Origin of the sequence: Bacteroides sp. RTP21281st1_H5_RTP21281_210402 (assembly GCF_040918965.1) — a bacterium.
Classification (GTDB): Bacteria; Bacteroidota; Bacteroidia; order Bacteroidales; family Bacteroidaceae; genus Bacteroides; species Bacteroides congonensis.
Genome location: NZ_JBCOWR010000056.1, coordinates 1 through 1,165, shown reverse-complemented (window position 1 = coordinate 1,165; position 1,165 = coordinate 1). Strand labels below are relative to the sequence as shown.

Annotated in this window: 1 protein-coding gene and 1 pseudogene; one reads left to right on the top strand and one right to left on the bottom strand. The window is 33.3% G+C overall.

The annotated features are described in order from the left end of the window. Positions 1-532, bottom strand: a pseudogene (locus tag AB5443_RS25305) (hypothetical protein); the annotation flags it as partial. Between the two features lie 91 nt (positions 533-623). Here AB5443_RS25305 and AB5443_RS25300 point away from each other — a divergent pair. After that, entirely contained in the window at positions 624-1,085 is a 462-nt protein-coding gene (locus AB5443_RS25300) for a hypothetical protein (protein ID WP_005812785.1), read from the top strand. Positions 1,086-1,165 lie beyond the last annotated feature (80 nt).

The following is a 1,165-nucleotide window of genomic DNA, read 5'->3' as shown; positions in this document are numbered from 1 at the left end:
GTATTGAAGCATTCAAATCAACTTGCATCTTTAAAGTACGACTGGAATCGTAAAAAACTCCGGTAGTGCTTTGAGAACCTCCATTAATACTCAAAGAAGGGAGAACAGCCCTCGTTTCCGTTACAACATCCCTAAATACTGAAAAATCAAAATTAGCATCCTCCTTCACCTTTTTAACCAAAGTCTTTCCATTTACAGAAAAAACAACATAAGCGGTATTAGGATTTGAAATAGCACTTGCCACTTGAGCATTTAAAACCTGCAGGTTATTCTTATATTTTTCAATACTCAAAGGACTAACTTTTTCTAAATCCTGCCAATCCGAACCTGTTACATAAGACAACGCCCTCGTTTTCTTATTCTCATTGATATAGTATTCATTTGTAATCTCATTTACATCAACGAAACGAGATAAGACCTCCATATCAGATACAGAATCACTAACCACAGGTTCTATTACTTCATTATCATTACACGAACAAACACCCAAAACAGTCAGTAGACTGATGAACATAAACATTACTTTTTTCATAAATCCTCCTTTTTTAAAGTTAATAAATAAAGGTTTCGCCCAAAAATATAAAATTTCTCCTATTTTTGCATTGAATATTAAATATTTAACTATGAATAGAATAATACATATCTCTTTACTTATTTCAACAGTATCACTTTTTCTTATTTCAAACACCGGATGTGTTGAAAAACAAGGATACTACAACCATGGAGAAGAAAGCATAATCTCATTAATTTGTGATATTACATGGGCTGGTAAAAAAACAACAGACGAAAACGGCAGTGTCTGGCAAGGTACATACAAATTCAATAAAAACGGAACATATACCCGTACAAATATAGAAATCGACAAACAAGGAAATAAAAAAGAAGCCAATATCTACGGACAATGGTCATTCGGTGATCCAAGTTTCAGTACCATTTATTTTGGTGGAGAACATTACTGGGACATAGACGAGCTAACTAAAAACAAATTTTCCTTCTATGACAGAAGTGGAAAATTTGGCGATCCTTTCATGAATAGAGAATACATAGAACTCACACCATACCAAGAAAACAATACAACAAACTAACAACTACCCACTATTAGGAAAAATATCCTCATCTAAATAAATATCCTGCAAAAGTTCATCCTTCCGGGTGACCTTATAAC